The sequence below is a fragment of the Streptomyces noursei genome, assembly GCF_001646665.1.
GTDB lineage: Bacteria > Actinomycetota > Actinomycetes > Streptomycetales > Streptomycetaceae > Streptomyces > Streptomyces lavendulocolor.
Window position 1 is genome coordinate 116,057 of sequence record NZ_LWBU01000043.1, and the last position, 25,949, is coordinate 142,005.

19 protein-coding genes are annotated in these 25,949 nt (G+C 75.2%); 4 read left to right on the plus strand and 15 right to left on the minus strand.

Going from position 1 to position 25,949, the window contains the following annotated elements:
- Positions 1 to 132 precede the first annotated feature (132 nt).
- Entirely contained in the window at positions 133 to 1,785 is a 1,653-nt protein-coding gene (locus A4V12_RS04680) for an FAD-dependent oxidoreductase (RefSeq protein WP_064067918.1), read from the plus strand.
- A 28-nt stretch (positions 1,786 to 1,813) separates the two neighbouring features.
- On the opposite strand, the gene A4V12_RS04685 is transcribed toward A4V12_RS04680, so the two are convergent.
- Positions 1,814 to 3,406: a peroxidase family protein gene (locus tag A4V12_RS04685; RefSeq protein ID WP_064067919.1), complete on the minus strand. Its 1,593-nt coding sequence runs from the start codon at positions 3,404 to 3,406 to the stop codon at positions 1,814 to 1,816.
- A 64-nt stretch (positions 3,407 to 3,470) separates the two neighbouring features.
- The gene (locus A4V12_RS04690) at positions 3,471 to 4,811 is read right to left on the minus strand and encodes a cytochrome P450 (protein WP_064067920.1); all 1,341 of its coding nucleotides are present in this window, start codon (positions 4,809 to 4,811) and stop codon (positions 3,471 to 3,473) included.
- A 213-nt stretch (positions 4,812 to 5,024) separates the two neighbouring features.
- On the opposite strand from A4V12_RS04690, the gene A4V12_RS04695 reads away from it, so the two are divergent.
- Together A4V12_RS04695 and A4V12_RS04700 are read left to right on the plus strand one after the other, a co-directional pair.
- Entirely contained in the window at positions 5,025 to 6,245 is a 1,221-nt protein-coding gene (locus A4V12_RS04695; protein WP_079136809.1) for an acyl-CoA desaturase, read from the plus strand.
- A 199-nt stretch (positions 6,246 to 6,444) separates the two neighbouring features.
- On the plus strand, positions 6,445 to 7,674 hold the full coding sequence (locus tag A4V12_RS04700) for a beta-ketoacyl-[acyl-carrier-protein] synthase family protein (protein WP_064067921.1): 1,230 nt from the start codon (positions 6,445 to 6,447) through the stop codon (positions 7,672 to 7,674).
- A 90-nt stretch (positions 7,675 to 7,764) separates the two neighbouring features.
- On the opposite strand, the gene A4V12_RS04705 is transcribed toward A4V12_RS04700, so the two are convergent.
- Complete coding sequence (locus A4V12_RS04705; protein ID WP_064067922.1) at positions 7,765 to 8,061, minus strand: hypothetical protein; 297 nt, start codon at positions 8,059 to 8,061, stop codon at positions 7,765 to 7,767.
- A gap of 54 nt (positions 8,062 to 8,115) precedes the next feature.
- Positions 8,116 to 10,323: an acetoacetate decarboxylase family protein gene (locus tag A4V12_RS04710; protein WP_159028817.1), complete on the minus strand. Its 2,208-nt coding sequence runs from the start codon at positions 10,321 to 10,323 to the stop codon at positions 8,116 to 8,118.
- Positions 10,324 to 10,859: 536 nt separating this feature from the next.
- Between A4V12_RS04710 and A4V12_RS04715 the strand changes: the two genes are divergently transcribed.
- Positions 10,860 to 11,870: an isopenicillin N synthase family dioxygenase gene (locus A4V12_RS04715; protein ID WP_423564146.1), complete on the plus strand. Its 1,011-nt coding sequence runs from the start codon at positions 10,860 to 10,862 to the stop codon at positions 11,868 to 11,870.
- A gap of 99 nt (positions 11,871 to 11,969) precedes the next feature.
- Here A4V12_RS04715 and A4V12_RS04720 read toward each other — a convergent pair whose 3' ends face one another.
- The 11 genes from A4V12_RS04720 to A4V12_RS04770 all read right to left on the minus strand — a co-directional run bounded on the left by A4V12_RS04720 (position 11,970) and on the right by A4V12_RS04770 (position 25,797).
- Positions 11,970 to 12,776, minus strand: a complete 807-nt coding sequence (locus A4V12_RS04720; protein ID WP_064068003.1) for an endo alpha-1,4 polygalactosaminidase — start codon at positions 12,774 to 12,776, stop codon at positions 11,970 to 11,972.
- Positions 12,773 to 13,744: an NAD-dependent epimerase/dehydratase family protein gene (locus tag A4V12_RS04725; RefSeq protein ID WP_064067925.1), complete on the minus strand. Its 972-nt coding sequence runs from the start codon at positions 13,742 to 13,744 to the stop codon at positions 12,773 to 12,775. The genes A4V12_RS04720 and A4V12_RS04725 overlap by 4 nt, the downstream gene beginning before the upstream one ends.
- Before the next feature lie 7 nt (positions 13,745 to 13,751).
- Positions 13,752 to 14,465 carry a nucleotidyltransferase family protein gene (locus A4V12_RS04730; RefSeq protein WP_064067926.1) on the minus strand — a complete coding sequence of 238 codons (714 nt, stop codon included), beginning with the start codon at positions 14,463 to 14,465 and terminating at the stop codon, positions 13,752 to 13,754.
- 31 nt (positions 14,466 to 14,496) lie between these two features.
- Positions 14,497 to 15,498 (minus strand): GDP-mannose 4,6-dehydratase, encoded by a 1,002-nt coding sequence (locus tag A4V12_RS04735; protein ID WP_064067927.1) that lies wholly within the window; start codon positions 15,496 to 15,498, stop codon positions 14,497 to 14,499.
- 185 nt (positions 15,499 to 15,683) lie between these two features.
- Positions 15,684 to 17,003: a hypothetical protein gene (locus A4V12_RS04740; RefSeq protein WP_064067928.1), complete on the minus strand. Its 1,320-nt coding sequence runs from the start codon at positions 17,001 to 17,003 to the stop codon at positions 15,684 to 15,686.
- The gene (gene pelF / locus A4V12_RS04745) at positions 17,000 to 18,784 is read right to left on the minus strand and encodes a GT4 family glycosyltransferase PelF (RefSeq protein ID WP_234372078.1); all 1,785 of its coding nucleotides are present in this window, start codon (positions 18,782 to 18,784) and stop codon (positions 17,000 to 17,002) included. The genes A4V12_RS04740 and pelF overlap by 4 nt, the downstream gene beginning before the upstream one ends.
- 95 nt (positions 18,785 to 18,879) lie before the next feature.
- On the minus strand, positions 18,880 to 21,015 hold the full coding sequence (locus A4V12_RS04750) for a hypothetical protein (RefSeq protein ID WP_064067929.1): 2,136 nt from the start codon (positions 21,013 to 21,015) through the stop codon (positions 18,880 to 18,882).
- Between the two features lie 433 nt (positions 21,016 to 21,448).
- Positions 21,449 to 21,985 (minus strand): hypothetical protein, encoded by a 537-nt coding sequence (locus tag A4V12_RS04755; protein WP_064067930.1) that lies wholly within the window; start codon positions 21,983 to 21,985, stop codon positions 21,449 to 21,451.
- 252 nt (positions 21,986 to 22,237) lie between these two features.
- Positions 22,238 to 23,434 (minus strand): PP2C family protein-serine/threonine phosphatase, encoded by a 1,197-nt coding sequence (locus A4V12_RS04760; RefSeq protein WP_064067931.1) that lies wholly within the window; start codon positions 23,432 to 23,434, stop codon positions 22,238 to 22,240.
- 214 nt (positions 23,435 to 23,648) lie between these two features.
- Positions 23,649 to 25,229 (minus strand): PP2C family protein-serine/threonine phosphatase, encoded by a 1,581-nt coding sequence (locus tag A4V12_RS04765; protein WP_064067932.1) that lies wholly within the window; start codon positions 25,227 to 25,229, stop codon positions 23,649 to 23,651.
- 1 nt (position 25,230) lies between these two features.
- Positions 25,231 to 25,797, minus strand: a complete 567-nt coding sequence (locus tag A4V12_RS04770; protein WP_064067933.1) for a methanogen output domain 1-containing protein — start codon at positions 25,795 to 25,797, stop codon at positions 25,231 to 25,233.
- Positions 25,798 to 25,949: the final 152 nt, after the last annotated feature.

Sequence of the window (25,949 nt, forward strand, 5' to 3'; positions counted from 1 at the left end):
CGCTCCCCGCCCCCGCCGCGTCCCGCCGCGGCCGGCCGCACACCCGCCCCCACCGCGACCCGCACCACCGCGCTCCGACGTGCCCCGCCCCGACGCGCACCGCCGCGACCCGATCCGGACCGAGCCGACGACATGACCTACGCCATCACGCAGAACTGCTGCACCGACGCCACCTGCGTCGCCGTGTGCCCCGTCAACTGCATCCACCCCACCCCCGACGAGCCGGAGTTCGGCTCCACGGACATGCTGTACATCGATCCGCGCTCCTGCATCGACTGCGGCGCCTGTGCCGACGCGTGCCCGGTGGACGCCGTCCTCCCGGCCGATGGCCTGACCGGACCGCAGCAGGAGTTCGCCGCCGTCAACGAGGCGTACTTCCGCGACCGGCGGCCCTCCGCCACCGACGGCGGACCGAACTTCCACGCCTGGGGCGAGCCGCGCTTCGAGCGCAGCCTCCCCTCCGACTTCGCCCCCATCCGGGTCGCGGTCGTCGGCACCGGGCCGGCCGGCATGTACGCCGCCGAAGACCTGCTCCTGCACACCAACGCGGAAGTGACCCTCGTCGACCGGCTGCCGGTGGCCGGCGGCCTCGTACGGTACGGCGTCGCCCCGGACCACCCCGGTACCAAGCGGATCGGCGACACCTTCGCGCGGTTCCACTCCCACCCCCGGGCGCGGCTGCACCTCGGTGTCGAGGTGGGCCGGGACGTCACGACCGAGGAACTGGCCGCCCACCACCACGCCGTCGTGTACGCGGTGGGCGCCTCCGCCGACCGCCGCCTCGGCATCCCGGGGGAGGACCTGCCCGGCAGCGTCCCCGCCACCACGTTCGTCTCCTGGTACAACGCCCACCCCGACGTCCCGGCGGACGCGGTCGCGCCGGCCGGCGAGCGGGTGGTCGTCGTCGGCAACGGCAACGTCGCCCTCGACATCGCACGGATCCTGGTGTCGGACCCCGACGCCCTGGCCGGCACCGACATCGCCGACCACGCGCTGGCGGCGCTGCGCGCGGCGCCGGTGCGCGAGGTGGTGCTGCTCGGGCGCCGGGGCCCCGAGGACGCGGCGTACACGCGCTCCGAACTGCGCGCCCTGCACCACCTGGACGGAGTGGACATGGTCGTCGACGACCACGACCCGCGCATCGGGGCCGCCGTCGACGCGGCCGGACCGGCCGGCAAGGCGGCGCTCGTCAAGGACGTCACCCGCGTACCCGTCGACTGGTCGCGCCCGCCCGCGCCGGGCCGCCGCATCGTGTTCCGCTTCCACTCCTCGCCACTGGAGATCCTCGGCGACGAGGCGGTCCGCGCCGTGCGGGTGACCGGACCGGACACCGAGCGGTCCATCCCGGCCGGCACGGTGATCCGGGCGGTCGGCCACCGCGGCGCACCGCTCGCCGGGCTGCCCTTCGACGAGGCCACCGGGACCGTCCCGCACGAGGCGGGCCGGGTGGCGGGCCGGCCGGGCACCTACGTCGTCGGGTGGATCAAGCGCGGCCCGTCGGGCGGTATCGGCGCCAACCGCACGTGCGCGGCGGAGACGGTGGGGACGCTGATCGCGGACGCCGTCGCCGGCGCCCTGCCCGAACCGGCGTACCCGCCGAAGGCCTTCCGGCGGCTGCTCGGGCGCCGGGCGTCCGGGGGAGTCGTCGACGCCCGGGGGCTCGCCGCCATCGACCGGGCGGAACGCGCCCGTGGCCGCCGCGACGGCCGGCCGCGGGTCAAACTGGCCACCGTCGAGGAGCTGCTGGCCACCGCCCGGCGCCCCCGCTGGGCACCGCGGCCCTGACCCGGCCCGCCGTCCGCCGGCCACCGTCTCACGGGGCGCGCTTCGCCCCGAGCGACACCAGGTAACGCCCGTCGTCCTCCGGCAGGTTGCGGTGGACGACGTCGGACAGCGACCGGGTCCGGCGCAGGATGTCCATGCCCTCGGGCGAGAAGGTGGCCGGGGTGAACAGCCGGGGCGACAGCAGCGGGTTGGTCAGGGCCTCGGAGAACGAGTCGATGCCGATGATCCGCCCGAGCAGGTTGCCGAACAGGCTGCCGTGCCGGGCGTCCTCGGCGAAGATGCCGACGTACAGGTCCAGCTCGTCGACCCCGCCGTACAGGTCGTGCAGCGCCTCGCGCACCACCGGGTCCCCGGACAGCTGGCGCAGGTCGGTCGCCCGGGGGAAGCCGAAGTGCTCCCGGTAGTCGTTGTACGAGGCCACCTCCAGCACCCGGCCCACCTCCACGCTGCGCTCCTCGATGGGCAGCAGCAGAGGGTCGGTGTTGAACAGCCCCATGCGCCCGGCGGGCTGGCGGGACAGGTCGTCGAAGAGCGGGCCCATGCCCCGCTCCTCGATGATCCGGCCGTTGGCGAGGGTGTGCAGCAGCGGGACCTCCCGGCCCGCGATCCGGTACGCCGACGGGATCAGGCTGTGCCAGCGGTAGACCAGGCTGAACTCGATCGTCGACCAGTTCTCCCGGTGCCAGCTGGTCCGCACCGTGCGCCGCGGGTCGAGACGGAACCGGAAGTGGAACGGCGTCAGGTGGTTGATGTACTCCTCCAGCACCAGCCGGATCGTCATCACCACCAGGATGTTGCGGGTGGTCTGGAAGAGCCGCTCGTCGTCCCACGACGGGTACGCGCGCGCCAGCAGCCCCGCGATCCGGTTGTGCTCCCGCAGGAACAGCACGTTGACGAGCATGGGACCCAGGTGGGCGTGCGCCCGGTCGCCGCCCGACGCGAACACCGTGTCGCGCAGCGGCTCCGGCACGTCCTCCCAGCGGGCCGGCTTCAGCGCGGCGAACTCCGCCTTGATCCGCCCGTTCTCGCACAGCAGGGGCGGGAACTCGCCCCCGCCGACCGTCCGGCTCTTCAGCCGGCCGCCCTCGAACTCCCGCAGGCACGCCGTCATCGCCGCGTTCGCCCCGTACAGCTGCACCATGTCGATGGTGTGCGGCGAGTCGGTGCGCCGCGGGTCACCGCCCTTGCCGTGCCCGCGCAGGAACCCGTCCGTGAACCACTGCGCGAAGGCGGGCAGCAGCGCGGTCGACCGGGGGCAGGTGCCGCCGTCGGCCTCGCGCCGGAACAGTTCGGCCGCCCGCGCCGGCGACGGCCGCCCGGGGTGCGGCGCCGGGTCGGGCGGCAGGTGCCGGCCCACGTACGACCGGTCCGTCAGGGAGGCCCACGAGGTGTACGGCGCCATGGTGCTGAGCGGATTGGGGCGGGGCGGCGCCTTGAGGATGGCACGGTCGGTCAGCACCGCGTTCGTCCTGCGGTACAGCCACCGGTTGCCCTGCACCGCCCGCCACAGGGGCTCGTAGTGGGTGAGCACGTGCGCCTCGACACGGTTGCGCAGCCCGTCCCTGGACGGGTCGCGGCCGTCCTCCGCCCCGGTGCGCGCGCGGCGCGAGGTGGTGGTCATCGTCCCTGTCCTCTCGTGGTCACGTCGGTGCGTCGGTGCGTCGGTGCGTCGTCGTGCGGGTACGTCACGCGGAGGCCGTCGCGCCCGCCGTCACCGGGTAGTGCTGGGGGTACGGGGTGCCCGCGTAGTCCAGGTCGCGCTCGCGGCCCGGCAGCGGCCGGACACCGGGCCGCAGGAGCACCCGGCGCACCATCTCGGGAACGATCGCCCGCGCCGGGTACTTGCCCACGCAGTCGTGCGCCCCGTGGCCCAGCACCATGTTGTGCACCGGCGTCCGGTCGGGACGGAAGGTGTACGGGTCCGCCACCACCGTCTCGTCGAACATCGCCGACGCCATGTGGGCATGCACCACCGTGCCGGCGGCCAGGCGCGTCTCACGGGGCGTGCCCGCGGCCAGGACGTGGTCGCGCACGCAGAGCCTCGGCGTCGACGGGACGAAGGGGTGGAAGCGCAGGGCCTCCCACACGTACCCGTCGAACACCGCGGTGTCCTCCGAGGCCGCCGCCCGCTCCGCCCGCGCGAACTCGTCGGGCCGTGAGACCAGCTCCTTCAACGCGGTCGTCGCGCACTGCGCGGCGTTCTGCTGGTAGCCGATCAGGAAGCCGACCAGCTGGTTGTTGACGCGCTCGTCGTCCAGCTCCCGCCCGGTGCCCGGGGGCAGCGCCGTGCGCAGCATCCGGCCGAGCACGTCGTCCGGCGCACCGTCGTCCCCCGCCCAGTCACCCGCGGGCCCGCCCGGGGCGCCCGGCCGGACACCGGCCGCACGGCGCCGCCCGATGACACCGGCCACGATGTCGTGCAGCTCCTTGCCGGCCGCCACGCCCGAGGCGTGCACGTCGGGATCCCGCTCCTGGTTCACGAACACCGCGCGCTGCACCCGCTGCGAGAGGCCGTGCAGCGTCTCCTCGGGCACGTCCGTGAACCCGAGGTACTCCCGCGCGACACGGGCCGCGACCGGAGCCGCGTACTCCTGGACGTAGTCGAAGGTCGTGCGCCCCTCGATGCGCGCCACCGCGACCGCCCGGTCCAGCGCGTCGTCGGACACCCGGGCGGTGAGCCCGCGCACCGGCGCGAAGTCCTCCGGCGGAAGCATCAGCTGCGCGTGCGCCCGATCGTGCCAGTGCAGGTCGGCGCCGTCCCTGGCGAGCATGAACGGCCCGTGCAGCGCCTCCTCCAGCACCGGCCCGTACACCCCGACGGTGAACACCTCGGGGGTGGACAGCACCTCCACCACATCCGGCATACGGGTGACGAAGACACCGACCGGAGTGGCGAACACCGGCCGCCGCTCGCGCAGTTCACGCAGCAGGGCGGGGCCGTCGGCCTTCATCTGCTGCCTCAGCAGACCCACGCGCCCCGCGGCGTCGGTCTGCGGGATCGCGTCGTACGCCGCGAGGAATTCCATGGGACCACCCAGTCGTGGCAGGGCGACACGACAGCGGTCGCCGGCGGATTCCCTCCCATTACGGCACGTGCCCCGGGGCCGCGCACCCGGACCGCGCCGGCGGTGTGAATATGCGCGTGGCACGCTGGTCCGGCCGCGCGCCGCCGCCCCGTCGCCCGGGCGACGCCCCAGCATGGTCCGGAACCCACCGGCACGGACCAGGAGGCCGCACCCATGCTCCGACGAGGCGAACCCCCCGCGACGGCCGACGCCACGGCCGACGCGACAGGCGACGCGACAGCCCATGCCACAGCCGGCGGGGACCCCGCGACCGGTACGGCGGCGGCCGGTGCCACGGACGGCGGTGACACCGCGACAGGCGACGCGACAGCCGGTGCCACGGACGGCGGCGGCACCGCGACAGGCGACGCGACAGCCGGTGCCACGGACGGCGGCGGCACCGCGACGGGCAGCGCGTCGGCCGAGACGACGGCCGGCGGCGGCACCGCCACGGGCGGCCCGCCCCGGGCGGCACCGCCCGGGACCGTCCCGGTGTCGGGTGCCGAGTACACCGGCTACCTGGTCGGCATCGTCGTCCTGCCCTTCGTCGTGCTCGCCGCCGCCCTGCCCTTCGCCCGCGAGTGGGGCGCGTCCGGTCTCGACCTGGCCCTCGGCGCGGTCATGTACGCCATCTCGATCGCCGGCATCTCGACCGGTTACCACCGCCACTTCACCCACCAGTCCTTCAAGGCCAAGCGGCCCCTGCGCATCGCCCTCGCCCTGGCCGGCGGCATGGCGGTGGAGGGCCCGGTCTCGCTCTGGGTCGCCGAGCACCGCAGGCACCACCAGTTCTCCGACCGCGAAGGCGACCCCCACTCGCCGTGGGCCTTCGGCACCGGGCACCGGGCCCTCCTGCGCGGCCTGTGGCACGCGCAGATCGGCTGGTTCGCCCGCCGGCGCCGCGCCGACCTGGCCCACTACGCCCCCGACATCCTCGGCGACCCCGACATCGCCCGGCTGGACCGCTGGTACTGGCTGACCGTCTCCGTGTCGTTCGCCCTGCCCCCGCTCGTCGGAGGGCTGTGGACCATGTCCTGGCACGGCGCCGCCACCGCCTTCTTCTGGGGCAGCCTGGTGCGTTACGCCGTCGTCCACCACGTCACCTGGTCCGTCAACTCGATCGCCCACGCCTTCGGCCCCCAGCACTACCGGAGCCGCGACCAGTCGCGCGACGTGCGCTGGGTCGCCCTCCTCACCTTCGGCGAGGGGTGGCACAACCTCCACCACGCCGACCCGACCAGCGCCCGGCACGGCGCCCTGCGCGGACAGGCCGACCCCACCGCCGCGCTCATCCGGCTCTTCGAGCGCGCCGGCTGGGCCCACGACGTCCGCTGGCCGGACCGCGACCGGCTGGCCACCCGGATGCTGACCCCGGCGAACCCCACGATGGAGTGAACGCCGAGGTCGCCCCGCGTGTCGCGGTGAGCGCGCGGCACCGGCGCGGGCCGGCGGGGTGGTAGGCAGGGACCGACCGCTCACCACCCCGCACCGCACCGCCTCCCGTCCAGGTACGCCCAGCCCGCCCGCGCCCGCCCACGGGAGTCGCGGCCGGCCGGACGAGGCCGGCCGTGCCCGCCACCCGGAGGTTCATCCGTTGGACCCGCGCACGCGCGACGTCGCCGTCACCGGCGTCGGTCTCCTGTCACCGGCGGGGACGTGCCCCGACTCGACATGGGCCACCCTCCTCCGCGGCGTGTCGGTGGCGCGCCCCGACCCCGTGCTCGCGGGACTGAGGACCGACTTCTCCTGCGCGGTCCCCGACTTCGCGGTCCGCGCGCTGCTCGGGCACGCGACCGCACGGCGCATGGACCCGTACAGCCAGATGGCGGTCGTCGCCGCCCGGCAGGCCGTCGACGACGCAGGCCTGGACCCCGCCCGGTGGCGCGGCGACCGCGTCGCCGTCGTCCTCGGCGTGGGCAGCAACAGCCTGCACTCCTACGAGGAGCCCTTCCGGCTCCTGAGCGAGAACCGCGGCGACCGCGTCTCGCCGTACCAGGTGACCCGCAGCGTGCCGAACATGGCCGCGGCCGAGGTGGCGCTCGACCTCGGCGCGCACGGCGTCAACTTCACCACCAGCAGCGCCTGCGCCTCCGGGGCCACCGCACTCGGCACGGCACTGGATCTGCTGCGCGCCGGCCGCTGCGACATCGTCCTCGCCGGAGGCAGCGAGTCCGCCCGCAGCCGGATGACGACCACCTGCTTCGGCCAGATGCGCGCCATGTCCGCCCGCCGCGCCGACCCCGCCACGGCGTCCCGCCCCTTCGACGTGGAGCGGGACGGCTTCGTCCCGGGGGAGGGGGCCGCCGTGATGGTCCTGGAGAGGTCCGAGGACGCCCACCGCAGGAACGCCGCCGTGCGCGGCTACCTCGCGGGCTACGGGGCCAGCGCGGACGCCCACCACCCCGCCGCCCCGCACCCGGAGGCGCGCGGAGCCGAGGCGGCGGTGCTCGCCGCGCTGGAGGACGCCGGCTGCACCGCCGACGACGTCGACCACGTCAACGCCCACGCCACGTCCACCCCGCTCAACGACGTCACCGAGGCGCGCATGCTGCGCCGGCTGTTCCGCCACGACCCGCCGGTCACGGCGAACAAGAGCGTCATCGGGCACGCCCTGGGCGCCGCCGGCGCCATCGAGGCGGTACTCACCGTGCTCAGCCTCCAGCACCGCACGATCCCGCCCACGGCCAATCTGAGGCGCCAGGAGCCCGGGGCGGAACTGGACGTCGTCACCGGCGCGCCCCGTACCGTCCGGATGCGGACGGCTCTCAGTACGTCGTTCGGCTTCGGCGGCCAGAACACCGCCCTCGTCCTGCGCGCTCCCTGACCCTTCCCGCCCCACCACGCGACGCCACCGGCCGGCCGAGGGAGCGACCGGTGTACCGGACCGCCCCGCGCACGGCGGCCCGTTCCCGCGTCAGAGCGCGTCGGAACGGGCCGCCGTGCGCGGGGCGGCGCGGCGGGTCGTCGCCCGCGCGGCGAGTCGGCCCAGGCCGGCGGCCGCGGCGGCCATGTCGTCCGCAGCCGCCCGGCAGCACTCCGCCTGCCGGCGCAGCGTGGGCACGCACCAGTCGGGCACGCCCGGCCGCCCCTCCAGCGCGGCGGCCTGCGCCAGCAACCGCCGCTCCGCCCCGGCCAGCGCCTCCGCGTCCGCCCGCAGGCGGGCCTGCTGGGCGGACAGGTCGTCGTCGTCCCGTACCGCGTCCACGGTCATGCGGCTGCTCCCTCGCTCTCCCGGCGTCACCCTGTCGTGTCCCGGCCGTCCGACTCAGCGGGGCAGCGGCGCCCCGGCACCGCGCCGGGCCTGGTACTCCGGCGCGCTGAACACGCACAGCGGCCGCGCCCCGTCCAGCCCCAGCGCCCGGGCCTGCCGCACCAGCGGCTCCTCCTCCGCGGCAGGTCCGGGCGCGCAGCGCAGGCGCAGCCGGGGCGCGGCGTGGAACCGCTGGCGCCCCGCGCAGTGCACCATCGACCGCAGGGTCGCGTCGGCGGTACGCCCGTACAGCACGGAGTCGACGTGCGGAGCGGGCACGTACGGGCCGAGGTCACCGGTCAGCCCCAGGAGCGGCGGCGCGTCCGTGCCGCCCGGTCCGGACAGGGTCGCGTTCAGCCGGTTGCCGGCCAGCCGCACGTCGACCAGGGCCGTGGCGGCCGGCTGCCCCCACAGTTCCCGGCCGGCCGCGGCTGCCTCCGGCGTCGTCACCGCCAGGGCGGTCACCTGCCGCCCGGTGCGGCGGGTGTCCGCCCGCCGCAGCAGCTCGCGCACCACGTCGTGGGCACGGGGCCGCCACAGGTCGTTCACCAGGACGGCGAGGCTCAGCTCGTTGTACGGGCCGAGGCTCACGCAGCGGTGCTCGTACGCCGACAGCGCCACCAGCACGCGGCGCCCGATCCGGCTGGGGCTCATCCAGGACGCGTCGGACAGCAGCCCCGCCACCCGCTCGGGGTCCACGGCGAAGATCGCGACCGCGGCCGTCGAGTCGTAGTACCGCACCGGGGTCTCCACCGGCCCGGCGGACGTCGCCACCGGGCTCACCGGAACCGCCATCAGGGGGTACCCCTGCGGCGGGTTGGCCCGGTCCTTCAGCTGGTACACCTGCGAGCGCAGCACCGGCCCCCGGTAGGGCGTCAGCGCCTCGTCGATGTCCCGGCGGGCGCCGGCCAGCTCCGCCTCCAGGTTCCCCATGTATTTCCCCAGCGTGTGGCAGAGCGGGAACTCGTGGCTGGAGTCGATGTAGTCCACCTCGTACCAGTCCGGGTGGGGGGTGAACACCGAACCCGACCCCGCGCCCCGGCCGTCCAGCGTCGGCACCAGGTCGTGCTGGTTGGTGACGCTCGCCACCCATGTCCGGGGGTCGGCGGGCTTCTTGTTGTCGATGGGGGAGCCCACGGCCACCATGTGCGTCACCCGGAAACGCCGGCAGAACGCGTTGTTCTGCGCCAGGTTCATCAGGGCGATGCCGCCCTCGCTGTGCCCGACGAGCGCGATCTCCGCACCGGCCGGCAGCCCGTACTCGTCGATGGCCAGCAGGATCCCACGGGTGTACGGGGACTCGGGGTCGAACAGGTTGCTCCACGCGCCGACGAAGTCCTGCGGGGAGTCGTTGCGCGGCTTGCCGGGCGCCATCCCCGGGGCCTGGAGCACGTGCCGCACCACGCCGTCCGGCCCCCGCACGTCCTGGATCAGGATCCGCCCGTCCGTCCGCAGCAGGTCGATGTTGCCCAGGAAGTCCATCAGGGAGCCCTCGGTACCGAGCGCCCGCCGCTCCTCCTCGTCCAGGGGCACCGCGACGGCGGCCCCCTCGCCCGCGTCGAACGCCGCGAGGTGGCGGGCGGCGATCCCGAACCACGGATCGGCGTGCAGCGCCTCACCGGTCGCGATCTGCCACCCCACCTCGTCGTTGAGCGGGTTCTCGTCGAGCAGCGCCCGGATGGCCGACAGCTCCGCGAACAGGGGCGCCACCGTGGACATCGCCCGCTCGGCGCCCTTGTCCTTCAGCAGCGCCCGCAGGGCGCGCAGCGCCTCCACGTCCCGGTCGCCGGTCACCGCGTCCATCAGGCGCCGCATGCCCGGGTCGCGCCCCAGCTCCGGGTGTTCGGCGAGCACGGCGGCGGCGCGCATCCGCAGGGACGTCACCGCGATCCGGTTCGCCAGGCTCTCCCGGCCGCACACCTCACCGGCCTGCCCGATCCGCTTGAGCACCCCGTCGCCGCCGCCCAGCGCGAAGCCGAGGCCCGCCGCGCTGGTCAGCGCCCGGACGAGCGACCACTGCGCGGCCATGCCGGCCCGCGGATGCCGCAGGCTCGACCGGGCGAAGAGGGGCGAGCCCAGTACGGCCCCGGCGCGCGCGGCGGCGCCCCGGACCTCCAGGGCGCAGCGCGACACCTCCAGGGCCGCCTCACGCAGCATTCGCGCGGTCTCGGCCGCACCCGGCTCGGCGGGGTGCGCCGCACCGGCATGGTGATGGGACGCCATGACGGCCTCGCAAGGACGTGAACCGGGCCGACGGGTTCGGCCCTTCCCGGCCGATCATCGGCTCTCCCGCCCGGCCCCGCATCCCGGCCCCGCGTCCTGGCCCCCCGCCCCGGCCCCCCCGCATCCCGCCCTCCTGCATCCCCCCCGCATCCCCGGCCCCCCGCCCCGCCCCCCGCATCCCGGCCACCCGCACCGGCCCCGCACCCCGGCCTCCGGGAACCCGGTCTTCTCGCAAGTGTCTCGGGACGACCGTGGCCCGCTGTGGCCGACGTCTCCGCACGGGACACGGCGGTCCGGGTTAAGCTCACCGGGTGACTCTTCTCGTGATGCGCCGGCACGTGGACTACGCGCGCGTCACGACCATGAGCTGTCCGCCGCAGGACTGACCCTCTCCTCACGTCCCACCAGGTCCTGCCGCGGCGGACACGCGCTCCCCGGCACACCCCTGCCGGCGCCTCCCGCGCACCCTCGCGATCCCGCCACCTCCGGGAAACAGGGCCTCGTCACATCAGAAACGGAAGGCCATCATGCCGTCCATGCCACCAGCGTTCCCGGGCTCCCTGCCCGTCATCGACCTCTCCCTGGCCGACGACCCCGCGACCCGGGCGTCGTTCCACCGGGACCTGCACGACGCCGCGCACGACGTGGGCTTCCTCCACCTGACCGGGCACGGCGTCACCCCTGCCGAGACCGACCGGATCCTGCGCGTCACCAGGGAGTTCTTCGCCCTCCCGGAGGCCGACCGGCTGGCCGTCAGCAACCTGCGCTCGCCCCACTTCCGCGGCTACACCCGCGTCGGACACGAACTCACCGGAGGCCGCTCCGACTGGCGCGACCAGCTCGACGTCGGCGCCGAACGGCCCGCTCCCACGGTGGGCCCCGACGACCCCGCGTACCTGTGGCTGGAGGGCCCCAACCAGTGGCCCGCCGCGCTGCCGGAGCTGCGCACGGTGGTGCTCGCCTGGCAGGAACGGCTGGCCGCGGTGGCCCACCGGCTGCTGCGGGAACTGCTCGTCTCCATCGGGGCGCCCGCCGACTTCTTCGACGACGCGTTCGCCGACCGTCCCCATCTGCACACCAAACTGATCCGGTACCCCGGCTCGGCACCCTCGGGCAGCGGCCAGGGCGTGGGCGCGCACAAGGACTACGGCTTCCTGACGCTCCTGCTCCAGGACGGTGTGGGCGGGCTCCAGGTCCGCTCCGGCGACACGTTCCTCGAAGTGCCGCCCATGCCCGGCGCGTTCGTGGTCAACCTCGGCGAGCTGCTGGAGATAGCGACCGACGGCTACCTGGCGGCGACCGACCACCGCGTCGTCAGCCCGCCCGGTGCGGTGGAGCGCTACTCCGTGCCGTTCTTCTACAACCCCCGCCTCGACGCGGTCATCGACACCGTGCCGGGGGCGTATCTGGCGAAGGCGCCCGGCATCGCGCACGACCACACCAACCCGCTCCACGCCGAGTACGGCCGCAACGAGCTGAAGGGCTGGACGCGGGCCCACCCGGAGGTCGCCCGCCGCCACCACCCGGAGCTGATCGACGCGGGCTGACCCGGCCCTGGCCGGCGGTACGGGAGGCGCCCGAAGCCCCCGTACCGCCGTCGGCCGCCCCTGGCACGCCCGTACCGCCGCCCGTGCCGGCGGCGCGGGTCAGCAGGGATGCCGCCAGGTGTCCAGGTCCGGCCGCTTGCGCATCGACGACAGGCCCAGCCGGCGCGCCTGCGGGCAGAAGTCGGCCGGGGCGAGCGCGTACTCGACGTGGAAGACCGCCTTGCCCGCCCGGACGAACGGGGCGAGCCGCTCGCACTCCTCGAACTCGGCGCACTGCTCGTTGACCGCGAAGTCGAAGAGCCCCACCAGGGCGGGGATCTGCGGCAGGTCGTTCTTCAGCCCCACCGACAGGCCCCGCTCGTGCGCCGCCCGGGCGATCATGCGGTTGTACGCGAGCTGGTGCGCGGCCTCCAGCGGGAAACCGGTGTCGTGCAGGTACCCGTCCAGCAGGTCCGGCTCCACCGCGTCGAAGCCCTTGTCCCGGCACATGTCGAGCCGCCGCTCCATCAGGGGCCGCAGGACGTCCAGGCGCCGGATGTCCAGCCAGCGCTCCCCGCTCCAGCCGTTGGGCCCGCCCCGGACGGACCGCGGGAAGGCGTCGCGGTCGGGGCGGAAGTCCTCCCAGGCGCCGGCGTTGACGTAACAGATCACGCGCCGGCCGTCGCGGTGGAGCCGCGCCACGTCCCCGGCGCCGTTCTCGAAGCCGTCGATGTCGTACACCGGCACGTCGGCACGGGGATCGACCCGCCCGTCGAGCTGCCACTGCCAGGCCGTGCCCGGGCGCGGCACCCACCGCCCCGGCGCCGGGGGCCGGGGGGAGACGTCCCCCGAGCACCCCGCGACCACCAGGAGCAGGGCGACGACCAGCAGCGACCGCCGCCCGTACGGTACGGCGCGCCCCCTCACCGCACGGCGCCCGCGTCGCGCCCGGCCGCCGCACCGGCCTCGCGCCCGGCCGCCGCACCGGCGCCGTCCCCGGCCGGCGCACCCGCCACGGACGCCCACAGCGCGGCGACCGAGTCCGCGAGGCCGAAGCGGGGCGCCCAGCCCAGCGCCCGGTGCGCCGCCGAGATGTCGGAGCACTGCCACGAGACGGCGGAGGAGCGGTCCGACCCGCCGCCCGCCTCCTCGACGCGCCCCGTGAACCCGGCCGCGCCGGCCAGCGCGTGCACCAGGTCGCGCACCCGGACCGCCCGCCCGCCGCCGACGTTCAGCACCGGGGGCACCGCACCGCGCCGGGTCGCCGCGAGCACCACCGCGCGGGCGACGTCCCGGACGTCCACGAAGTCCCGGTACGCGGACAGGTCACCGAGCCGGACCACCTCGCCGGGGCCGCCGCCCGCCCCGGACAGACGCCGGGCGAGACCGCCGGGCAGCCCCGCCGCCGGGGCGCCCGGCCCCACGGGGTTGCCCACGCGCAGGACGACCGCGTCCAGGCCGGAGGCGGTCACCGCGACCGTCCCGGCGAGCTTGGTGGCCCCGTAGGGGGCGACCGGCCGGGTGGGCGCCTCCTCCGTGACGGGTTCACCGGGCCGGCCGGGCCCGTACTCGGCGGCCGACCCGAGGTGGACCAGCCGGGCGCCGGGCGCCGCCTCCCGCAGGGCGGCGCACAGTACGGCCGGGCCGCGGGCGTTCACCTCCGCGAGCGTCACGGGGTCGCCGCCGACCGCCCCCGCGCAGTTGACCACGGCGTCGGGCGCGAGCGCGGCGAGCGCCCCGGCCAGCGGACCGGTACGGGCCGTGGCGAGGTCCACCGGCAGGTCCGCGCCGGGGGACCGGCCGCCGAGCAGCAGCTCCACCCCCTCGGCGGCGCGCAGGTGTGCGGTCACGTGGCTCCCCAGGTACCCGGTGGAGCCCACGACGAGGATGCGCATGAGGTGCTCAGGCTCCCTTCAGCAGGAGCGACTGGTGGCTGGTGAACTCGGCGTTGGCCCGGTCGTAGTCGTCCGGGCGGCCGATGTCGAGCCAGTAGCCGTCGAACTCGTACGCCGCCGGCGGGTTCGGTGTCCGCAGCAGGTCCAGGATCAGTTCGTCGAACCCGAGCGGCAGCCCCGGCGTGTACGCGTCCAGCGTGGCGCGGGACAGCCCGTACACCCCCATCGACACCCGGCAGTCGAGGCTGGGCTTCTCGCGGAATCCCACCACCTTGCCGGCGTCGGTGGTGAGCACGCCGAAGTCGATGTGCACCTGGCGGCAGTAGGTGGCGATGGTCAGCGGCGCGTCCCCCTCGGTGTGGCACCGCAGCAGGTCGGCGTAGTCGAGGTCGGTCAGGACGTCGCCGTTCATCACCAGGAACGATTCGGGCAGCCGGTCCCGCATCGTCAGCAGCGGCCCGATGGTGCCCAGCGGGCTCTCCTCGGTGGAGTAGTCCACCTCCATCCCCCAGCGCGAGCCGTTGCCGACGTACGCCCGGATGATCTGACCGAGGTGGCCGATGGCCAGGGTGCAGCTGGTGAAGCCGGCCGACGCCAGCTGCCGCAGGACGATCTCCAGGATCGCGTGCCGGTCCCCGATGGGCACCAGCGGTTTGGGCAGGGCGGTGGTGTACGGACGCAACCGGACGCCCTTGCCCCCGGCGAGTATGACGACGTGCATGGGAAGCCTCCCTCTACGTGGACGCGGTCGGTCAGATGTTGTAGATGTCCGTCTTGTAGCGGGCGAGGTGCGCCGGGTCGCGGAAGAACTCGACGGTCCGCGCGAGGCCCCGCTCCAGGTCGTGCTCCGGCGCCCAGCCCGTGGCGCCGCGCAGCCGGCCCGCGTCCGCGACCAGCCGCATCACCTCCGAGGCGGCGGGCCGGATGCGCTGCGGGTCCTCCCGCACGTCCAGGTCGGCGTCCATCACCTTGCCGATGAGCCGGACCAGGTCGCCGACCGAGATCTCCTGCCCCGTGCCGGCGTTGAAGGTCCGCCCGACCACGCGGTCCGCCGGAGCGGTGCCCACGGCCAGGAACGCGCGGGCCGTGTCGGCGACGTAGGTGAAGTCGCGGGTGGGCCGCAGGTCGCCGAGGGTGATCGTGCGCGATCCCGCGGCGACCTGTCCGATGGCGGTCGGGATGACGGCCCGCATGGACTGCCGGGGGCCGTAGGTGTTGAACGGGCGGAGGGTCACCACCGGGGTGCCGAAGCTCGCGTGGTAGCTGTCCGCGAGCCGGTCCCCGCCGGCCTTCGACGCCGCGTACGGCGACTGGGTGTTGATCGGGTGGTCCTCGGTGATGGGGACGGTCCGGGCCGTGCCGTACGTCTCGCTGGTGGAGGTGTGCACCAGCCGGGGCGTCCCCAGGGTCCGTACCGCCTCCAGCACGTTGAGGGTGCCGGTGACGTTGGTGTCGACGTAGCTGTGCGGGGCCCGGTAGGAGTACGGGATCGCGATGAGGGCGGCCAGGTGGTAGACCGCGTCGGCCCCTTCGGCCAGGGCGCGCACCGAACCCGGGTCGCGCACGTCGCCGAGGACGACCTCCACCTCGGCGAGCACGTCGCGCGGCAGCACCTCCAGCCAGCCGTACGAGGAGAAGGAGTTGTACTGCGCCATGGCGCGGACCCGGTGCCCCGAGGCCACCAGGGCCTCGGTCAGGTGCGAGCCGATGAACCCGTCGGCTCCGGTGACAGCGGCGAGCGGTGCGGAGGTCACGTCGTCTTCCTTTCGTCCCGAGCGGTGCGTGTGCGGTGAGTGAGGTGCGCGTGCGGTGCCGGTGGTGCGTCGTCGTGCGTGGTGGTCCTCGGTGGTCCGTTGCGGTGCGTGGTGGTCCGTTGCGTTGCGGTCCGGTGGTGTGGTGGTGCGGCCGGCGCGGTGCGGGCCGCGGCGGCGGGGCGGGATCAGGCGTGGGCGGAGGGCCGGCCCAGGACGTGCAGGGCGACACCGGCCAGTACGAGTGCGGCGAGACAGCAGCAGAGCGGGAGGAACCAGGGGCCCGGGGAGCCGCCGGTGGCCGGCACCACCGTGACGGCCGCGGCCGTCACGAGGCACACGGCCGCCGGGGACCGGCCGGCCCCGAACGCCTGGAGCAGCAGGGCGATCCACAACAGGGCGCCCAGGGCCGCCGGTCCGGCCGGCGGCGCACCGGTCGCCCACGCCGCCGGGACGAGCAGCCCCAGGTACACGGCGAGGCAGAACGCCAGGGTGCGCGCGGTACGCAGCCGGAAACCGCGCACCGTGGCGGACGCCCGCAGCGCCGCCACCGACAGGCCCCGGAAGCGGTACAGCAGCCACTCGGCGGGCCCCATGCTCACCGTCAGCGCGACCACGGCGTACGGATGACGGGCCCCGACGGCCAGCACCAGCACCCCGGCGGCCAGGCCGAACAGCCCGTACGGCAGGGACGGCAGGTACCGGGGACAAGGTGCCCCGGGCACCGCCGCCGCCCCGAGCGCGTCCCGTACGACGTGCACGGCCAGGCCCGTCGTCGCGGCCAGCGTCAGCAGCGGCAGCCCCACCCGCCACACCGGCCCCGGCTCCCCGTACAGCAGGAGCGCACCGCCCGCGACGAGCGGCAGCAGCGCGCCCGCCAGCAGCCGCTCACGGCCCAGCACCAGCAGGACCCCGGCGCCGGCCAGGTACACGGACTGGCCGACGGCGAACAGCGCCGCCGCCCCCGGCCCAGCGACCGCCAGCGCGGCGAGCGACGCGAGGACCGCCCCCAGCGGGGCGCCGGCCCGCGCGGCGAGGCCCGCCTCGTGCCGGCCCGTGGCGAGGCGCGCGTACATCCGGTGGCCCAGCGCCTGGCCCCACGCCCAGGACAGCAGCCCCGCCACGACCAGCGCGGACACCGCGCCGGGGTCCCGCCACAGCGGCGCGCTCAGCGGGTAGGCCAGCCCGGGCAGTGCGAACAGCAGGCCGCGCAGGGCGCACCGCAGGTGGTCCGGCGCCCACGGGTCGGCGACCGGGGCGGGCTCGGGGAAGCCGCGCGGCACCCGCCGGTACAGCTCCGCCGCGAGCGAGAAGATGTCCGGGTGCCCGTAGCGGTCGCGGACCTGCTCGCCCGTCAGGCCCTCCGACTCCAGGAGCGCCGCGACCTCGTAGGGGTGCACCGCCGGGGCCGTCCGGTCGGCGAGTTCGGCGGCGAGCGCGTCGACGGGACCGGCCAGCCGCAGCGCCACGGTGTCCCCGTCGGACCCGGGGGCGGCGGCGCCGCTCATCCGGCCACGCTCCGGGGCCCGGCGAGGGAGGCCGGTGCGGACGCGGGACGCGGGGCGAGGTCCCCCGGGGCCACGGTGGCGCAGTGCCCGCAGGGACCCTCGGCAGCGGAGTGCGCGCACGGCCCCCCGGCGGCGGGCACGGAGCCCCCCTCGGCCGGGACGTGGGCGAGAGCGGCAGGGGCGTGGGCGGGGCCCCTCCCGGCAGGGGCGCAGGCGGAAGACCCTTCGGCCGGTGCGTACACGGAGACCCCCTCGGCCGGGGCGCAGGCGGGACGCCCTTCGGCGGGGGCGTAGGCGGAGAGCCCGGCCGGGCCGTGTGCCGGCAGCCTCTCGGCGGGGGAGTGCGCGGAGAGTTCGACGTATATCGAGCGGAACGTCTCCACGGTCTGCCGGAGCGTGAACTGCTCGATCACCCGCAGCCGTGCCGCCTCGCCCATCGCCGCCCGGCGCGGCGCGTCGGTCAGCAGTTCCAGCGCCGCGGCGGCCATCGCCCCGGGGTCGCGGGGCGGCACCACCAGGCCCGCCGTCCCCACCGCCTCCCGTACCCCGCCCACGTCGGTCGAGACGGTCGCCCGGCCGCACGACATCGCCTCGATGAGCGTGAAGGGGAACCCCTCACTGATGCTCGACAGCATCACCACGTTGCCCGCCGCGTAGGCGTCCCGGATGTCGTCCACCCGCCCCTCGAAGGTCACGGCGTCACCGTGGCCCAGCGACCGGGCCAGCTCCTCGCACCGCTCCCGGTACGCCTCGCCGCCCCGGGGCGTACCGCCGAAGAGCCGCAGCGCGGCCCGCGGTATTCGCTCGCGCACCAGCGCGAAGGCGCGGATCAGCGTCTCCAGGTCCTTGATCGGGTCGACCCGGCCGGCCCAGCTGAGCGTGGGCCGCTCCGGTTCCGGTCCGGCGGCCGGGAACGCCGCGGGGTCGACGCCGTTGTAGACGGTACGGATCAGGGCGGGATCGGCGCCGCCCTGTTCCTCCCACAGCCGGTTGTAGCGGTTGCCGGGGGTGATGAGGGCGGCCCGCCGGTAGGTCTCGCCGGCCAGCAGACGGAAGAAGCCGAGCATCACCGCCTTGACGGGCCACCGGTAGGGGGCGCCGCGATAGCCGAGGTACCGCTCCCGCAGGTACACCCCGTGCTCGGTCAACAGCAGCGGCACGCCGTGGAGTTGGTGCGCGGCGAGCCCGGGAAGGGCGGCGATGCCGCCGCTGACGGCGTGGGCGACGCCGCGGCGGGGCGGGTCCGCGGCCAGCGGCCGCAGGGCGTGCTCCAGCAGGTTCGTCGCCGTCACGGCGTCGTGCAGCGAGGGGCGGGCCTCCCGGACGGTGAGCCCGGGGCGGTTCCACACCCCGGTGAGCACCGAGACGGCCCGGTCACCGCGGAGCGCCGGGCTGAGCAGCCCGTCGCGGGCGGCGTGCGCCAGCTCGTGGAGCGCCGGCCCGAACAGGTCCTCCTGCGCGGGGTCGAGCAGGGCGGTGAGGAACCGCTCGTAGGACGCCATCAGCCGCCGCCCGCGGCGCCCGCCCGGAGGGGCGCCCGGCGGAGTGGGCCCCCACATGGGCACGGAGACCGGTTCGGCGACGTGCGGCGGGACCTTCCAGACGAGCGGTTCGCGGCCGGTGCCCGTCACCGCCATCACCGCGAAGTCGATGTCGGGCATGCCGTTGACGAGCTGGTCGCACCAGACGCTGACGCCGCCGTGACTGTGCGGATAGGTGCCTTCGGTGAGCAGGGTGACGTGCGCCGCGCCGGTGCGTGGCGTGGGGTGCGTTACGTGCATGGACGTGCTCCGCGGCAGCAGGGACCGGCCCGGGGCGGGCACCGGCGCGCAGGCGTGCGCCGGTGCCCGGGGACCGGGTGGGGGAAGGGGAGGTGTCAGCGCTCGGTGCCGTACGGCACCGAGCGTGCGACGCCCGCGGGCACCGGGGCGGCCGGCGCGACCGGTGCCGCGGGCGCGGTGGTCACGGGCGCGGTGGTCACGGGCGCGGGGGAGCCGGGCAGCGTCAGGGACAGCGTCCCGTCCGGGCCGGTGCCGGCCCGCCCGGAGGCGGTCCCGGCGTACGGCTCCCCGAAGGGGGCGTCGCCGTCGCGCGTGCCGGCCGGCACGGTGGCGGCCACGGGCACGCCCACGGGTGCCTCGACGGTCACGGTGGCGCCGATCCGGTACGCGGTCACCGCGCCGGCCCGCAGGGCGTCCCGCCACGCCGTCCGGTCGCGCAGCTCGGCCCCGATGGCGCCCATCGGGAGGTTCACCAGCGGGGTGTCGGCGGCGAACAGCTCGGCGTACCGCGTGAGCACCCCGTCGAGCACCGGATAGCCGATCCGCTCCTCCGCCAGGTTGGACTGGTGGATGAAGTGCGGGCGCGGGTCGCCCGCCAGGACGTGCCCGAGGGCCACCCGGGTCTCCAGCGGAACGATGTGCCCGGTGTATCCGGTGGCGGGGTCGAGGGGCGCGTCGAGGCAGGTGGTGGTGGCCAGTTCCTCGCACAGGCCGCTGCCGCCCTGCGCGCGGGAGGTGTAGATCCAGTTGTACTCGTCGACCTGCTCCGCCACCCGCCCCGCGTTGTAGAAGATGTTGACGGGGTGGCGGGCGACCGTGAGGGCCGAACCGACCCGGCGCTGGCCGGGGTCGCGGGAATTGTCCGCCCCGAGCCAGGCGATGCCCTGCCCGGTGAGCGACGGTGCCAGGTGCGGGTTGTCCTGCGGCTGCTGGGGGAGCAGCCGGAGCCCGGAGTGCTCCCCGGTGACCAGTTCGCCGGTGCGCAGCGGCAGCCCGGCCCGCTCGGCCCAGGACCGGTTGGCGGCGATCTGGCGGTCGATCTCGTCGCGCCCCACGTACCGGGTGGTGCCGTCCGGATGTGTCGCGCACTTCCACGGGACGGTGCTCACGTCCTGCTCGCACCCGAGGTAGGGGTGGTCGTAGGTGTGGTTGATCCAGCGGAACGCGTCACGGTCGGCGACGAGCCGGTCGGCGGTGGGGTCGGCGCCGCCGTGCTCCTCGCGGTACTCCACGCTGCCGCCGCCGTTGAACGCCATGTCGAGGGTGAAGCCCCGCTCGCGCGACCACGAGGTGGCGTACCGGACGTCCGCCTCGGTCATCCTGATCGGGTTCGGGGTACCGGTGCCGGGGGTGCAGTCCACGTCCCCCGGGGTGCAGTTCAGGGCGGTGTCCCAGCGGTCGTCGGCCGCGAAGACGTCGTCCACGTGCACGGCGAAGTAGTTGCGGGAGGTGCCCAGCCTGGTCCGGTCGGTCATCCAGTCCACGATGCCGCGGGCGAGCAGCCGGAACTGCTGCTGGTGCTGGTTGTAGGCGAAGGTGACCACCAGTTCCCGGCGCCCGTCGTGGCGGTACTCGCCGACCAGCACGCCGCGGCCCGGCCGGCCGGGGAGCGGCGCGTCGACGTACGGGGTGAAGTCGGCGCCGGCGACCGGGCGGGACAGGAAGGCGTAACTCTCGCTCACGGTGGGGGAGTTGTCCTCGAAGGGCACGGTGCCGTCGAGGTACCCGAACGGCCCGGCCTTCCCCGCCGCCGTCACCTCGGCGCGCAGCCCGTCGACCGGGCCCGCGTAGCCGCCGTGCACCGGGTGTGCGAGCCCCGCCTCGGGACGGGCGTAGGTGTACGCGTCGACCTGCGGGATGCCGTACGTCCGCTCGTACGACACGAGCGCGGACATCTCGCCCGAACCGGCCGCGAAGGGCGCGTCGTCGGGCAGCACGACCGCCTGGAACCTGGCCCGCGGCCGGTCGCCGGCCGTGTCCGCGAGGAACTCCGCGTCGATCACGGGCCGGTCGGCGCGGGTGAGGTCCACGAGCGTGTACGGGGTGCCGGCGCCGTCCAGTTCGGCGGCCACCGCCGTGGTGGCCGGCCCGCCGTCCGTGACGACCAGCACCCGCAGGTCGACGCGGGGCGCCGCCGGCCCGGCCGCCGCGGTCGCCGGCGCGGCCGGGCAGCCGAGCCCTAACAGCAGCGCGCCCATGGCGAGCGCGGTCGTGCGTGAAGTCCGCTTCATGCGGTGCTGTCCCTCCCCGGAAGGGCGGCCCGCCTCCCCGGCGGACACGCCCCGACCCCCCCAGCGTCACGGTGCCCCCTCGCCGAGGGGGCACCGCTTCGCTCCGACGCGTCACATAGTGCGGCCTGTGTGGATGATTCGTGCGCACGCTGTGGAACATGACGGAAAAGCGCAGGTGTGCGACGAGCGGAGAGGTGCCCTCCGGTGGCCCGTGCGGCTGGGGCCGAAGGGGCGCCCGGCGTGCCGTCGGCGGGGCGCGCCCCTGGTGCGGGCCCGCGAGTGGGCGCCCCCGGCGGGAACCGCGTGCGCCGGTCGCGGTGGTCCGCACGCCGTGGGGCGGGACGCCCTGTGGTCTGCCGGTTTTCGGCCAGGCGGCAGACGGCCGGCCGCACCCGGGGTGCGGCCGGCCGCCGTCGGTGACGGGTGCGAGGGCTCAGGAGCGTGCGGCGGCCGCGGCGGGCGCGCAGGCGACCCGCGTCTCGGGAGTGGTGAACAGCCCGTCCTTGGTGGCCTGCCCGCCGTTGTACTCGTAGTACAGGTACGAGTAGAAGCCGATGTTCCCGTTGCAGCCGGAGTCGGCGGCGACCTGGACCGTGAGCGTCACCGTGCGGGTGGCGCCGGGAGCGAGCGGGACGGCGTAGCCGACGCCGAGGCTCGTGGTGCCGGTCCCCGAGCACGTCACGCCCTCCGAGGTGCAGGCGGTGAACGCGTACTTCAGGTCCTTGCGCTGGGTCGTCGTCCAGGTCGGCTGCACCGACTGGTAGACGAACCAGATGTCCGTCTCCTGGTTGTTGGTGAACGTCATGGTGAGGTCGACCGAGGAGCCCGGGGTGACGGTCTGCTGGCCGGCCGTGAAGGTCAGGTCCGCCGCGGCCGGCTCGGCGGCGGTGGCGGAACCGCTCGTGCCCAGGACGACGGCGAGGGCGAGCAGGGCGGTCAGGGTCACGTTCCTGAGGTGTGTGAGACGCATGGCGCGGGAGGCTAGGTCACGCCCGGCACGGCCGTCTGCCCCCTCCCGCGCCGCGGGCGCCGGCCCCGGCTCGAACGGCACCCGTGTCCCGGGGCCTCCCCGCGGCCGGTCGCCGCGGGCGGCCGCACGGCATACGCCCCGGACGGGGCACGCACCGCCGTCGCGCGGACGGCGATCACCGTACGCCCGCAAGCGGTTGCCCACCGTCGGGCAGGAATGGCGTATTCCGCCACGATGCGCCCGGCCGCCCGCCTACTCCGGCCGGGGCGTGTACCGCTGACCCGTCGCGTCGGCGCCGTGCCAGTCCAGGCACAGCACGGTGGCATCGTCCGGCAGCCGGTCCCGGCAGGCCGTCCGCACCGCCCCCACCAGAGCGGTGACCGTCTCGCGCGCGTGCAGGCGGCCGGTGTCGCGGATCAGGCCGGGCAGATCCACCCCGGCCGCCGCCCGGTCCTGCATGCCGTCCGTCAGCAGTACCAGCCGGTCACCGGGGCGCAGGTCCAGCCACTGCGTCCGGTACGGCCGCGGAGAAGGCACACCGAAAGGGAGGTTGACCGACAGGCGCACCTCCTCCACCGCGCCGTCCCGCAGGAGGAACGGGCGCGGATGACCGGCGTTGACCAGCCGCACCCGGCCGCTGTCGAGCCCGATGCGGAGCAACTGGCCGGTGGCGATGCCGGAGTCGTGGGCCAGCAGCGCCCGGTGCGCCCGGTCGGCCTGCTCCACGATGTCGCAGCCGGCCCGCCGTGCCCCGCGCAGCGCCCCCAGCAGGAGGGTGGCGAGCAGGGCGGACTCGGTGTCGTGGCCCATGGCGTCGGTGATGGACAGGTGCAGTGTGTCGCGGTCCAGCGCGTAGTCGTAGGTGTCCCCGCCGATGTCGTCGGCCGGCACCAGCCCGCCGGCCACCGAGAACTGCGCCGCCTCGCAACTCGACGCCGACGGCAGCAGGTTGTGCTGGATCTCGGCGGCCAGACTGGTGGGCGTCGTACGCCGCCCGCAGTGGTACAGGTCGGTGAACCGCCGGTCGGTGACGATGATGTACGCCAGCGCCCGTGCCGCCTCGGGGACCTGCCGCAGCACCGAGTCGTCGGTGTCGGGCAGCGTCATCTCCAGGACGCCGATGCAGTCACCCCTGTTGGTGACGGGCGCGACGACCCTCCGTCCGCCGTCGCCGTCCGGCTCCACGTGCAGGCGCTGGGAGTGCAGGACCTTCTCGTACACACTGCCCCGCAGACCGATGCGGGTGATGCCCTCCTCCTCCGCCTCCGCGCCGTCGGCGATCGCCAGCCGCACCAGCGTCTCGCCGATCAGATCCGCGAACAGGAACGAGACGCACACAGCGTGGAAGCGCTTCTGCAGATGCCGGGCGACCACGTCGACGGACTCCACGGGTGAGGCGCTCGCCGCCTCCGCCAGAACGTCCCCGAGTCTCAGGTCCTCACCGTCCACAGCGACCTCCCTTCGCTGCCGCTCCTTCTTCCCCCCGCCGCGCCGTTCTCACCTGGGAGTCGATGCCCGGGGCCCACAACCACCCGTGAGCCTGAAGGCCAGCACCACAGTCCACCGCGACCGCACCCTCCACCCCCGCACCGGCCGTCCCACCCCGGCACGCGGCGCGGACCCCCGCCGGCAGGCGCGCCGGGCGGGGCGGGCCGCCACGGGGTCAGCTGCCGGGGTCCGGCGGGTGGGGGAAGCGGACGACCAGCAGGGCGCGGTCGTCGGGCATGTCCGAGTCGGGCTGTTCGTGCAGGAGCAGGTCGCACGTGCCTCGGGCGTCGAGGCCGGCCGTCGTGGCCGCCGTACCGGCCAGCCGGTCCAGCCCGACGTCCAGGCACTCGCCGCGGCGCTCGATGAGGCCGTCGGTGTAGAACACGAGCGTGGCGCCGGGCGGGACGGTGATCTCCACCTGCGGGTAGCGGGTGAACGGCACCGGGCCGAGCGGCGGGGCGAGGGCGGCCTCGAGGTACTCCGTGGTGCCGTCGTTGTGGACCAGCAGTGGCGGCGGGTGCCCGGCCCGGGTGTAGCGCAGGGTCCGGGTGCTCCGGTGGTAGGTGGCGTAGCAGGCGGTGGCCATCAGCCCTTCGTGGTAGGTGCCCAGGAAGTCGTTGAGCTCCGCCATCACCGTCGGCAGGTGGTCGCTGTGCCGGCGGGAGATGCTGCGGAGCACGGTGTTGATCTGCGCCATGGCCGTGGCCTGGGCGATGCCGTGCCCGGCGACGTCGCCGATGGTGAAGCCGACGGTGTCCGCGTCCAGCAGGTGCACGTCGTACCAGTCGCCGCCGACGTCCACCATGTGCGTGCCGGGGGCGTAGCCGCTGGCGATGTCCAGGCCCGCGACGTCCGGCAGGCGCGGCAGCAGGCTGCGCTGGAGCCGTACGGCGAGGCCGTGCTCGTGCTCGAACAGCCCGGCGCGGCGCACGGCCTGGGCGATCTGCTGGGCGATGGCGGTGGTGTGGTCGAGGTCCGGTTCGCTGCCGGGCGCGTAACGTACCACCAGACTGCCCAGGAGCACGCCCTCCGCCTCGAGCGGCACCCGGCGCGCGGTCTCCGGCAGCGGCTCGGCCGCGGCGGCACCCGGCAGCCGGTCGAGGTCGGTCCAGGCGTCGGTGGTGACGGGCAGTGTGTCGGTGGGGGCGAGCGAGGGGACGATGCGGCGCGGGTGCAGCTCCAGGGTCACGCCCGCCGCGTCCAGGGCCTGCGGGGCGCTCTTGCGCACCGCCTCGCACACGTCGGTGAGGTCGGCGCTGGCGGCCAGTGCGGCCGTCAGCCGGTACAGGCGCTGCATCCGCGCCCGGGCCTGGGTCTCGGCGCGCAGCAGCCGGTCCCGCTGCTCTGCGATGGCCCGCCGGTAGGCCATCTGCTGGTTCATCAGGCTGACCCGCTGGCTGAGCGCCACGAACCGGTCGCTCACGTCGAGGCGGGCCAGCTGGAGCTGGACCACCGGTTCGGGCCCCCGCCACCAGGTCGCCCGGGCGCCGTGGCACCGCAGGCGCACCGGGCGGCCCTCCCCGTCGCGTACGGTCATCACGCCGGGCAGCGGTGAACCGCTGCGCAGCCACTGCCGCAGCCGCTGCGCCACCTCGTCCGCGTCCAGCACCAGGTCGAGGAGGTCGGCGCCGGTCACCAGGGTGTCCACCGTGCGGCGCGTCGCCGGGTTGACGGCCAGCAGCCGGCCCGAGGCGGTGCACACCACGACCGCGTGGGGCAGGAGTCTCGCCATGGCGCGGAATGCCGCCAGGTCCATCTCACTTACCTGCCGGGTACGCCGGGGCGGCGTCCGCGCCGTCCGGCGCGTGCTCGTCGCCGAAGTACTCGCGGCCGGGTTCGTCGTCCACGTCCAGGTCGGGGGTGAGATGCACGACGACCCGGCAGCCGGAGCTGCCGCGGGCGATCGTCTCCTCCAGTTCCACACGGGCGTAACCGAGGTTCTGGGCGGCGATGGTGCCGAACACGTTCGACGTCATCATGCACATCGAGTCCCGCCCCAGCACCTTCTCGGCGAACGGGCAGCTGCGGCTGCCCAGGACGATCCGCTCGTCGTCCTGGGAGATGAGGTAGAAGTCCCCCTTGATGCGCTGCTTCAGGTCGACCAGGACGTCCGCGACCTGCTCCCTGCTCAGGCGCGACAGGCCGAGGGCGGCGGTGTACGACTCGTTGAGCTGCGAGCCGACCGACTGGCCGACCAGGCTGATGTAGCCGGACGCCTCCTCCAGCCCGACCACGGACTCCAGGGAGGTCGCCAGTTCCCGGATGAGACCGCGCATGAACACGTCACGGTCCAGGCCCACGTCCGCTTCTCTCGCCGGCTTCACGTCCGCTCCCTTCCCCGTGGCGGAGCACCGCGCGGTCAGCCGGCGCCTGCGTCACCGAAGGGCCACGACGCCCTACGGTCCGAGTCCGAGGATAGGGCTCCGCGAGGCGGGTGCTGAACCCTTGCTTCAGCACCCCTCATTCGGGGAAGGGA

Coding starts and splice junctions, on each gene's coding strand:
- A4V12_RS04690 (WP_064067920.1), bottom strand. CDS start 4,811: ATGGAATTCCTCGCGGCGTACGACGCGATCCCGCAGACCGACGCCGCG.
- A4V12_RS04725 (WP_064067925.1), bottom strand. CDS start 13,744: ATGCGCATCCTCGTCGTGGGCTCCACCGGGTACCTGGGGAGCCACGTG.
- A4V12_RS04765 (WP_064067932.1), bottom strand. CDS start 25,229: ATGGACCTGGCGGCATTCCGCGCCATGGCGAGACTCCTGCCCCACGCG.
- A4V12_RS04750 (WP_064067929.1), bottom strand. CDS start 21,015: ATGAAGCGGACTTCACGCACGACCGCGCTCGCCATGGGCGCGCTGCTG.
- pelF (WP_234372078.1), bottom strand. CDS start 18,784: ATGCACGTAACGCACCCCACGCCACGCACCGGCGCGGCGCACGTCACC.
- A4V12_RS04685 (WP_064067919.1), bottom strand. CDS start 3,406: ATGACCACCACCTCGCGCCGCGCGCGCACCGGGGCGGAGGACGGCCGC.
- A4V12_RS04695 (WP_079136809.1), top strand. CDS start 5,025: ATGCTCCGACGAGGCGAACCCCCCGCGACGGCCGACGCCACGGCCGAC.
- A4V12_RS04715 (WP_423564146.1), top strand. CDS start 10,860: ATGCCACCAGCGTTCCCGGGCTCCCTGCCCGTCATCGACCTCTCCCTG.
- A4V12_RS04705 (WP_064067922.1), bottom strand. CDS start 8,061: ATGACCGTGGACGCGGTACGGGACGACGACGACCTGTCCGCCCAGCAG.
- A4V12_RS04680 (WP_064067918.1), top strand. CDS start 133: ATGACCTACGCCATCACGCAGAACTGCTGCACCGACGCCACCTGCGTC.
- A4V12_RS04740 (WP_064067928.1), bottom strand. CDS start 17,003: ATGAGCGGCGCCGCCGCCCCCGGGTCCGACGGGGACACCGTGGCGCTG.
- A4V12_RS04730 (WP_064067926.1), bottom strand. CDS start 14,465: ATGCACGTCGTCATACTCGCCGGGGGCAAGGGCGTCCGGTTGCGTCCG.
- A4V12_RS04755 (WP_064067930.1), bottom strand. CDS start 21,985: ATGCGTCTCACACACCTCAGGAACGTGACCCTGACCGCCCTGCTCGCC.
- A4V12_RS04710 (WP_159028817.1), bottom strand. CDS start 10,323: ATGGCGTCCCATCACCATGCCGGTGCGGCGCACCCCGCCGAGCCGGGT.